Annotated in this window: 7 protein-coding genes; 2 read left to right on the top strand and 5 right to left on the bottom strand. The window is 61.5% G+C overall.

Annotation, left to right across the window (positions count from 1 at the left end):
• Positions 1-18: 18 nt before the first annotated feature.
• On the bottom strand, positions 19-2,124 hold the full coding sequence (gene recG / locus GVK95_RS23420; RefSeq protein ID WP_159953099.1) for an ATP-dependent DNA helicase RecG: 2,106 nt from the start codon (positions 2,122-2,124) through the stop codon (positions 19-21).
• A gap of 96 nt (positions 2,125-2,220) precedes the next feature.
• Here recG and GVK95_RS23415 point away from each other — a divergent pair, with 96 nt between their 5' ends.
• Positions 2,221-2,532, top strand: coding sequence for a succinate dehydrogenase assembly factor 2 (locus GVK95_RS23415; RefSeq protein ID WP_159953098.1), 312 nt, complete (start codon positions 2,221-2,223; stop codon positions 2,530-2,532).
• 6 nt (positions 2,533-2,538) lie between these two features.
• Positions 2,539-6,048 (top strand): transcription-repair coupling factor, encoded by a 3,510-nt coding sequence (gene mfd, locus GVK95_RS23410; protein WP_159953097.1) that lies wholly within the window; start codon positions 2,539-2,541, stop codon positions 6,046-6,048.
• A gap of 4 nt (positions 6,049-6,052) precedes the next feature.
• On the opposite strand, the gene GVK95_RS23405 is transcribed toward mfd, so the two are convergent.
• The 4 genes from GVK95_RS23405 to GVK95_RS23390 form a co-directional block, all read right to left on the bottom strand.
• On the bottom strand, positions 6,053-6,574 hold the full coding sequence (locus GVK95_RS23405) for a hypothetical protein (RefSeq protein WP_159953096.1): 522 nt from the start codon (positions 6,572-6,574) through the stop codon (positions 6,053-6,055).
• A 104-nt stretch (positions 6,575-6,678) separates the two neighbouring features.
• A complete protein-coding gene (locus GVK95_RS23400; protein ID WP_159953095.1) occupies positions 6,679-7,605 on the bottom strand; it encodes a DMT family transporter in 927 nt (308 codons plus the stop codon).
• Between the two features lie 57 nt (positions 7,606-7,662).
• Entirely contained in the window at positions 7,663-8,334 is a 672-nt protein-coding gene (locus GVK95_RS23395) for a DsbA family oxidoreductase (protein ID WP_159953094.1), read from the bottom strand.
• A 111-nt stretch (positions 8,335-8,445) separates the two neighbouring features.
• Positions 8,446-10,251 (bottom strand): extracellular solute-binding protein, encoded by a 1,806-nt coding sequence (locus GVK95_RS23390; protein WP_159953093.1) that lies wholly within the window; start codon positions 10,249-10,251, stop codon positions 8,446-8,448.
• Positions 10,252-10,478: the final 227 nt, after the last annotated feature.

Raw genomic sequence — 10,478 nt, 5'->3', positions numbered from 1 at the left:
CGGTTACCCAGCCCCAAGTCACCCGGCCCTGAGGAACCGGATCGCCTCGTCGCGGCGATGCAGATAGAGCAGCGTCCGAACCGCTTCGCCGCGCGCTGACGTCAGTTCCGCGTCCCGCTCCAGCAGATAGCTCGCATCCTTGCGGGCGATCTCCAGCAGATCGCCATGCGCTTCGAGACTGGCGATCTTGAACCCCGGCGTGCCGGATTGCCGCGTGCCCAGCAATTCGCCTTCGCCGCGCAGCTTCAGGTCTTCTTCGGCAATCAGGAACCCGTCCTCGCTGTCGCGCAGGATCGACAGCCGCGCCTTGCCGTTTTCGCCCAATGGGCCCTTGTACATCAGGATGCAGCTCGACGCCTCGTCGCCGCGCCCGACCCGGCCGCGCAACTGGTGCAACTGGGCAAGGCCGAAACGCTCGGCGTGTTCGATTACCATGATCGTTGCATCCGGTACGTCGACGCCGACTTCGACCACTGTGGTGGCGACCAGCAGTCGCGTCTCGCCGCTCTTGAAGGCCAGCATCGCAGCGTCCTTTTCCGGCCCGGTCATGCGCCCATGCACCAGGCCCATCGGCGCCTTGATCATTATCGACAGAACCGAATGGCGCTCCTCCACTGACATCAACTCGCTTTCTTCAGTCTCTTCGACCAGCGGGCAGATCCAGTAGGCCTTCTTTCCCTCGGCGATCGCAGCTCTCAGCCGTTCGATGACATCCTCAAGCCGCTCCGTCGGCACTGTCACCGTCTGGATCGGCTTGCGTCCGGCCGGCTTTTCGGTGAGTTTCGACACATCCATGTCGCCGAAGGCCGCCAGCACCAGCGTGCGCGGGATCGGTGTTGCCGTCATCACCAGCATATGCGGCGTGATGCCCTTGGCGGTCAGGCGCAGGCGCTGGTGCACGCCAAAACGATGCTGCTCATCAACGACGGCGAGCGTCAGGTTCTTGTAGGACACGGCGTCCTGGAACAGCGCATGCGTGCCGATCACGATCTGCGCCTCACCGGATGCGATCCGCTCCAGAATTGCCTCGCGCTCCTTGCCCTTTGTCCGCCCGGTCAGGACCTCGATCCGCAATCCGGCTGATGCGCCAAGCTTGGAAAGTGTCGCATGATGCTGCCGCGCCAGGATTTCCGTCGGCGCCATCAGCACGGTCTGGCCGCCGCTTTCGACAGCCGCTGCCATGGCAAACAACGCCACCAGCGTCTTGCCGGCCCCGACATCGCCCTGCAGCAGCCGCAGCATGCGGGTATCCGACGCCATGTCATTCAGGATATCGGCAATCGCCGTGACCTGGCTCTGCGTCGGGGAAAACGGCAGTGTCGCGCGGATCTGGTCGCTGATCTTGCCTGTCGACTTGATCGGCACACCCGGTATCCGCCGCAGCTTTTGCCTGACCAGTGCCAGCGATACCTGGCCGGCAAGGAACTCGTCATAGGCGAGCCGTCGTCTAGCGGGTGCTTGCGGATCGACATCCTTTTCGTCGCGCGGATGATGCAGCGCAATCAAGGCGTCCTTGACGCTGGCAAACCCCTGTTTTTGCGCCAGCGGTGGATCGATCCACTCGGCAAGGTCCGGCATGCGCTCGACGGCGGCCTCGATCGATTTGCGCAGCACTTTCGGTGACAGCCCCGCAGTCAACGGATAGACCGGCTCGACCAGCGGCAGGTTTTCCGCCTCGCTGGCCTTGACCATGAAATCCGGATGCACCATCGACGCGCGGCCGTTGAACCAGTCGACCTTGCCCGACACCATGACAATCTCGTCGATCGGTAGCGCCTTTTCCAGCCAGTTGCCCTTGGCGCGGAAGAAGGTCAGCGCCAGCTCACCCGTCTCGTCATGCAGGAAGACCCGGTAGGGCAGGTTGCTCTTGCCGGGCGGTGGCGATTGATGCCGGTCGACCCGCCCTGTAACGGTCACCAGCGCGCCCGGCTGCGCCAGCGCAATGCCCGGCTGGTGGCGCCGGTCGATCAGCCGATGCGGTGCCAGGAACAGCAGGTCGACGACGCGTGTGTCCTCGGCATCCTCGCGTCCCATCAGGGTTGCGAGAAGCTGGGCAAGCTTGGGGCCAACGCCGGCAAGCGAGGCAACGGAGGCGAACAGGGGATCAAGAAGGGTAGGGCGCATGATGCCGGCAAAATGCCCCGCAAATTGCCGCCTTGGCAAGCTGACAATTGCTGCACTTAGTTCTATAGAGGCCCATCAACAGGAAGGAATGTGCCGATGACCGGTTTGATCATGAGCAGTGCCGAGCTTGATCCGCGCCGTCGGCGGATATTGTTCCGCTGCTGGCATCGTGGCATCCGCGAAATGGACCTGATGCTCGGTCAGTTCTGTGAAGCAGAAATCGCTACCTTGCCGGACGCCGATCTTGACGAGCTGGAACTGATCATGGCCGAAGAGGACAATGATCTGGTCAAATGGGTCACCGGCGCCGAGCCCATCCCCGAGCGTTTCCAGACGCCACTCTTCATGCGCATAGCCGCTCTTCGCCCCGATTTTTCGCCGGTCAATGCCGAAACGCTCGCAAAGTAGTCCAAGATGTCCCTGATCGATGTGAAGCGGATCGCCAAGGCGCAATCTGCCCTGACCCTATCGCATGTGCCCGATGGCATGGATGCCTTCATCCTCGCCGAACTTGCCCGCGAAGGCAGACCCGTCGCCTATGTCGTCTCCGATGGCCAGCGCCTGCAGAACATCGAGCAGATCCTCAGCTTTGCCGCCCCGGAAATCCCGGTGCTGACATTGCCCGCCTGGGACTGCCTGCCTTACGATCGTGTCTCGCCCTCGGCCGACGTCTCGGCCCGTCGTCTGTCGGCGCTGACCGGTCTGATCTCGCTCTATCTCAAGCCCCATGCAGCGATCGTCCTGGTGACGGTCAATGCCATGCTGCAGAAGGTGGCACCCGCCGATATCATCGACAGTCTCGGTTTCTCCGCCAAGCCCGGCAACACGCTTAAGATGGATGACATCGCCGCGCGTCTCGAGCGCAACGGCTTCGACCGCGTCGCGACTGTGCGTGAAGTCGGCGAATTTGCCGTCCGCGGCGGCATTCTCGACGTTTTTGTGCCGGGTTCCGAGGAGCCGGTTCGCCTCGACTTCTTCGGCGATACGCTTGAATCGATTCGCTCCTTCGATCCTGCCTCCCAGCGCACCATCGGCCAGGTCCGCTCGCTCGATCTCAATCCGATGAGCGAAGTGACACTGACGCCGGAGGTGATCGGCCGCTTTCGCAAGAACTACCTCTCGCTGTTTGGCGCCGCCACCCGCGACGACGCGCTCTATGCCGCCGTCTCCGAGGGCCGTCGTTATGCCGGCATGGAGCACTGGCTGCCGCTGTTCCATGATCATCTGGAAACCACGTTCGACTATCTGAAGGGGTTTCGCATCGTCACCGACCACACGGTGCGCGAAGCCGCCGAAGAGCGCGCCAAGCTGATCCGCGATTATTATGAAGCCCGCCTCAACAGTGCCACGCCCGGCAAGGGCCACCTGTCGCAGGGAACACCCTACAAGCCTGTGCCGCCCGAACGCCTCTATCTGAGCGCCGCCGAATTCGGCCGCAACCTCGATGCTTTCGACCCGATACGCATCACGCCGTTTGCCGAGCATGGCGGCGAAAGTCGCATGGTGATCGAGATCGAAGCTCGCCCGGGCCCACGCTGGGCCAAGGCTGCGGCAGCGACCGAAGACGGCGAGGACGCCAAGCGCGTCAACGTCTTCACCCAGGCCGTCAAATACATCGCCGACAAGCGTGCCGCCGGTGCCAAGGTGCTGGTCTCCGGCTGGTCTGAAGGTTCGCTCGACCGACTGTTGCAGGTGCTGAACGAACACGGCCTTGAAAACCTCAAGCCCGTTGCCGCCCTGAAGGAAATCGCCAATCTCAAGAAGGGCGAGGCGGGCACGACCGTGCTCAGCCTTGAAGGCGGATTCGAGACCGGCGATCTGGTCATCGTCGGCGAACAGGACATTCTCGGCGACCGCATGGTGCGTCGCTCAAAGCGCCGCAAGCGGGGTGCCGATTTCATCTCCGAAGTCGCCAGCATCGACGAGGGCTCGATCGTCGTGCATGCCGAACATGGCATCGGCCGCTTCATCGGACTGCGCACCATCGAGGCTGCCGGTGCACCACATGCCTGCCTCGAGCTCCAATATGCTGACGAGGCAAAGCTGTTCCTGCCGGTCGAAAACATCGATCTCCTTTCGCGCTTCGGCGGCGAGGGCACCGAAGTTCCGCTCGACAAGCTCGGCGGTGGCGCCTGGCAGATGCGCAAGGCCAAGCTGAAGAAGCGCCTGCTCGACATGGCCGGCGCCCTGATTCGCATTGCCGCTGAACGCATGACCCGCACGGCCCCGGTGCTGACCACGCAGGAGGGCCTCTATGACGAATTCGCCGCCCGTTTCCCCTATGACGAGACCGAAGACCAGATGAACGCCATCGAGGCTGTCCGCTCCGATCTCGGTGAAGGCCGGCCGATGGACCGGTTGATCTGCGGTGACGTCGGCTTCGGCAAGACGGAAGTGGCGCTGCGCGCTGCCTTTGTCGCGGCGATGAACGGCATCCAGGTTGCCGTCGTCGTGCCGACCACGCTGCTGGCCCGCCAGCATTTCAAGACCTTCACCGAACGTTTCCGTGGCCTGCCGATCCGCATCCAGCAAGCCTCGCGCCTTGTTGGCACCAAGGAACTCAATCTGGTCAAGAAGGAAGTCGCGGACGGCAAGACCGACATCGTCGTCGGAACTCATGCACTGCTCGGTACCGGCATCAATTTCGCCAATCTTGGCCTGCTGATCATCGACGAGGAACAGCATTTCGGCGTCAAGCACAAGGAGCGCCTGAAGGAGCTGAAATCCGATGTGCATGTCCTGACACTCTCGGCCACGCCGATCCCGCGCACCCTGCAGCTTGCCATGACCGGCGTGCGCGAACTGTCGCTGATCACCACGCCGCCGGTCGACCGCATGGCGGTGCGCACCTTCATCTCACCCTTCGATCCGCTGGTCATCCGCGAGACGCTGATGCGCGAGCACTATCGCGGCGGCCAGAGCTTCTATGTCTGCCCGCGTCTCGCTGATCTTGCCGACATCAAGGCTTTCCTGGACAGCGACGTGCCGGAACTGAAGGTGGCGATCGCCCATGGCCAGATGGCGGCTGGCGAACTCGAAGACATCATGAACGCCTTCTACGACGGCCGCTACGATGTGCTGTTGTCGACCACGATCGTCGAATCCGGTCTCGACGTGCCGACCGCCAATACCCTGATCGTGCATCGCGCCGACATGTTCGGCCTGGCGCAGCTCTATCAGATCCGCGGCCGCGTCGGTCGCTCCAAGGTCCGTGCGTTTGCGCTTCTGACACTGCCGGTCAATAAGGTTCTGACTACCAGCGCCGAGCGTCGCCTCAAGGTCCTGCAGTCGCTCGACACGCTCGGTGCCGGTTTCCAGCTTGCCAGCCACGACCTCGATATTCGCGGCGCCGGCAATCTTTTGGGCGAAGAACAGTCCGGCCATATCAAGGAAGTCGGCTTCGAGCTTTACCAGCAGATGCTGGAAGAAGCGGTCGCCGAAGTGAAGGGCGTCGATGAAGTCCATGACACCGGCTGGTCGCCACAGATCCAGGTCGGCACTTCGGTGATGATCCCGGACGATTACGTGCCGGATCTGCATCTGCGCCTCGGCCTCTATCGTCGTCTCGGCGAGATCACCGAACTGAACGACATCGACGGCTTCGGCGCCGAGATGATCGACCGTTTCGGCCCGATGCCGGTCGAAGTCCAGCATTTGTTGAAGGTCGTCTATATCAAGGCGCTGTGCCGGAAGGCCAATGTCGAAAAACTGGAAGCGGGCCCGAAGGGCGTCGTCGTCCAGTTCCGCGGCAAGCAATTCCCCAACCCGGCAGCACTTGTCGGTTACATCGCCAAGCAGGGCACGATGGCGAAGATCCGCCCCGATCACAGCGTCTTCCTTACCCGCGATCTGCCGACGCCGGACAAGCGCCTGGCCGGTGCGGCCGTGGTGATGACGCAATTGGCGGAACTGGCGAAGAGCTGAGAAATCAGCTTTCAAAGCCAAGTTCGAGAAGAAGCATTCCGTACTTGCTCAGCCTGTACTTGCTGTTTTCGACGTCGAAGACGTCCTCGGACGTCACATTGAGGAGCCCAAGTGAGCGGAGAGAGATGGAAATGTCGCTATCTCTACCTGGTGTCTCATGCCGAAAATCACCTAAATTTCGTAGATCGCTCAGGTAACCTCGGTTAACGATCGCACTCAGACGGGCGGCGTTCTCAAAAGTAATCTTGTCTTGAGCCGCAGCACGGAAAAGCCGCCCAATTACGCTTGGCTTCTCAACCTCGTCGGAATGTTCAAGCAGTAAAAGAAGACTCTCACCAAATCGTTCGAGTTCATCCTCCGAGACAAACGCCTGGGTGAACGAGGCTCGCTCGTCGACCGAAAGGTTAGAAAACTCTCGAAGAAATCGAGCGACTTTTCGAAGGAATAGGGCGTCACCCGTTGAGCGTATCGCTCTTGCGACTTCCAATGCTTTCCCGATTGCTGGAACAAGGCCAGCGAGTTCCATGAATGTGTCAGTGGCGACCCCCAGACCGTCCACCAGACCGTCGGAAATGGAAGGTATGGGCCTATGCCGCATCGAGTAGCCCCCCTGATTCTCTTCGAAAAGTACTAATCTTCCGGCTTGACCGCCAGTGCCGCCTCGCTCTTGCCCGGCATGGACGGCGGCAGGGCGACACCGCGTTTTCTCTCGCGGATCAGCGTCAGCAGCCCCGAGCCGACGATCAGCGCGATGCCGACGGCCATGAAACCGTCGACCTTGTCGCCGAAGACGAGATAGCCGAGCAGGATCGCCCAGAGCATCTGGCTGTACTGGATCGGCCCGACGATGGCGGGCGGGGCATAAAACGATGCCAGCATCATCAGCACGTTGCCGATTGCGCCAAGCGTGCCGAAGGCGGCGAGCAGGGCGAAGTCGCCGGTGGACGGCATCTGGAAACGCGGCACGGCAACGACGGCACAGATCAGCACACTGCCGAGCAGGCCTGCGCCATAGAGCGAGATATTCTTTTCCTTGGGCCCCATTGCCCGGAAGATGACGATCGAGATCGCGCCGGCAAACCCGGAGGCAAGCGCTGCCAGGTGACCGGTCTGCAATTCGCGAAAGCCGGGCCTGAGGACCACCAGCACGCCCAGGAAGCCGATCAGAACGGCACTCCAGCGCTTGATGCCGACCTGTTCTTTCAGGAAGATCACCGACATGATCGTCGCAAATGACGGCAGCAGGAAGATCAGGCAGAAGGCCTCGGCCATGCTCAGCTGGGTAAAGGCGATGATGCTGCCGATCGTGCCGACCGCCGAGCAGACGAAGCGCAATGACCAGAGCGGCCAGTTCGTGGTGCGAACCAGATCCAGCCAGTGGTCGCCGCGCTTCATCAGGAAGGGAATGGCGAGAATCCCGAAGCTCGATCCGATGAAGCCGGCCAGGAACGGCGAAACCCGCCCGTCCACCAGCTTGATCGAGCCGTCACTGAATGCATAGGCGGCAAAGCAGATGAAGGCGAGAATGACGCCTTTGAATGTTGTATCGGAAGACAAGGTGAAAATCCCGGGGAGGAAGAGCTTTCTCCGGGATAAGTTGCTTCGCTTCCTGCGTCAATTCAGATTGCGCAGGGCCTCTGCCTTGGCCTTGCCGATTTCGCGCATCGCATTGGCAAGTTCCGCCGCAGGCTGCGCACCGCTGACCGCATATTGCTGGTCGAAGATGAAGAACGGTACGCCGTTGACGCCCATCTGCTTGGCCGCCTCGACTTCGCTCAGCACGTGGCTCACATCGGCATCGCCGGACAGCAGCGTCTCGACGACCGAGCGGATCATGCCCGCTTCCTCGGCAATGTCGGCCAGCACCTTCGCGTCGCCGATATTGCGACCCTGCTCGAAATTGGCGCGAAACAGTCCGTCAACGACGCGGCCCTGCACTTCGCGGCTTTCCTGGCTCGCCCAGTGGATCAGCCGATGCGCATCGAGCGTATTCGGGCCGACCTTGATGGCGTCGAAGTTGAATGCGATCCCGACCTCGGCGCCAAGCGACGTCAGTTCTGCATGGGCCGCGTCCATCCGCGCCTTGCCGCCAAGCTTTTTGGCCAGCTCGACCTGATGATCGACACCCTCCGGCGGATAGTCTGGGTTGAGCTGGTAGGGCCGCCAGTTGATGTCGATGCTGACGACGTCCTGCACTTCCGCGATCGCCAGTTCGAGCCGTGCCTTGCCGAGGAAACACCAGGGGCAGACGACATCGGAAACGAGGTCGAGGGTGATGCGGTCCATGATCTATGTCCTTTCAGGGGATAGGCAGTCGAAAATCCAGTGTCCGCAATAGACAAACGCCGGTCCGCGTCAAGCCGGGACCGGCGGTTTCCCATGCACGTCGGCGTGAGATTACTGCGCCCGCGCGTCGAACCAGACGGAGCGCTGGTAGCCGTAGAGCGGTGTCGCCTCCGGGCGGCCGATATGCTTCCACCGGGCAACCCACTGTTCGCCGATGTGATAGAGCGGCACGACATAGTGACCGGCGACCAGCAGCCGGTCATAGGCCCTTACGGCAGCCTTGAAGTCGTCCGGTTCGCGCGCCTGCAGCAAAGCCTCGATCATCCGGTCGATATCGGCATTGGCAACGCCCGCATAGTTGAAGCTGCCAGCCGCATCCCTCGAGGCAGAACCCCAGCGGTTAGGCTGTTCGGCGCCCGGCGACAGCGAGGATGTGTAGGCCTTGATGATCATGTCATAGTCGAAATTGTTCGACCGTGCCTGATACTGCGCATCGTCCACGGTCCGGATCGCCGTGTCGATGCCGATCAGCTTCAGGGTGCGCTGATAGGCGATAGCCATCTTTTCCTGACCCTCGTTCTGCGTCATCACCTCGAAGGCGAGCGGCTTGCCGCTGGCATCCAGCATCTTGCCACCCTTGATCCGATAGCCGGCTTCCGCGAACAGCTTGACCGCCTCGCCAAGCGCCTTGCGGTCGCCGCCCGACGCATCGGTCTTAGGCAAGGTGTAGGTGCCGGCGAGAATGTCCGCCGGGATCTTGTCTTTTGCTGCTCCCAGCAGCGCCAGTTCACGCTCGTCGGCCGCATTGCCATAGGCGCCAAGCGTCGAATTCTGCCAGTAGCTCTGCGTGCGGGTAAAGGCGCCGCTGAACAGTGTCTTGTTCAGCCATTCGAAGTCGAAGGCCACCGACAGCGCTTCGCGGACCTTCGGATCTTCAAAGATCGGCCGGCGGGTGTTGAACACGAAGCCGAGCATGCCGGACGGCAGGCCGGGCTTGAAGGCTTCCTTCACCACATCGCCCTTCTGCACCGCCGGAAAGTCATAGGCGCGCAGCCAGTGATTGGCATCCCCTTCGGGATAGACGTCGATCTCGCCTTTCTTGAAGGCTTCGAACAGCGTCGATTCCTGCAGGAAGTAACTGACGCTGATCTCGTCGTAATTGTCGAAACCGACCTTCGAGGCGATATCCTTGCCCCAGTAGTTCGGGTCGCGCGCCCAGGTGATCTTCTCGCCGGCGCGGATGTCCTTGATCTTGTAGGGACCGGAGCCGACAGGAACGGTGAGGGACGTCTGGTCGAAGGTCGCGGCATCGACGGCATGTTTCGGCAGGATCGGCGTCGCCGAGGCAAAGATCAGCGCCGTTTCGCGATTGGCCTTGTCGTTGAAGGTGAACTTGACGCCGTGCTCTCCGACCTTCTCCATTTTTTCGACGACCGCGAGCCGCGAGTTGAACGGCGGCCGGCCCTTGTCGCGCAGAAGTTCGAAGGTGAACATGACATCCTCCGGCGTCACCGGCTTGCCGTCGTTCCACTGCGCCTTCGGGTTGAGGTTGAACTGGACGAAGCTGCGCGCCTCGTCCCATTCGACGCTCTCGGCAAGCAGGCCATAAAGCGTGAACGGCTCGTCGGATGAGCGGGTCATCAGGGGCTCATAAAGCAGATTACCGAATTCCGGATCCCAGACGCCGCGCGCCGATGTGCGCATGCCCTTGAGCACGAACGGGTTCAGCGCATCGAAGGTGCCGACCACGCCGTAATTGACCTTTCCGCCCTTCTTCGCCTCGGCATTGACGTAAGGGAAGTGCTTATAGTCGGCGCTGAGCGCCGGCTCACCATGCATGGCGATCCCGTGTAGCGGCTCGGCTTGCGCAAGCGAACAGAAGGGCAGGAACAGCAGGCTGAGGGCAAGGCGACGCAATGTGTGGTCCTCCGGCAAGAATCTGGAAACGCCCGGAAGCTAGCACAGTCACCACAAATCCAACACATCGCGGTGCAATTAACCAAAAAGGCATTGCCGTTGCTTCAAAGAAAAGCTGGATATTCCAGCCGCCGCGATGTAACAGGTGAGCCAGATCGCTAGGTCATGTATTTGCCTCATTTGGACGACAGGTGACGGCCAGCACGACCGGTGTACGACGCGGCGCA

Origin of the sequence: Rhizobium sp. 18065 (genome assembly GCF_902706095.1) — a bacterium.
GTDB lineage: Bacteria > Pseudomonadota > Alphaproteobacteria > Rhizobiales > Rhizobiaceae > Allorhizobium.
The sequence above is the reverse complement of the archived record's forward strand: the minus strand, read 5'-3'. Positions and strand labels throughout refer to the sequence as shown.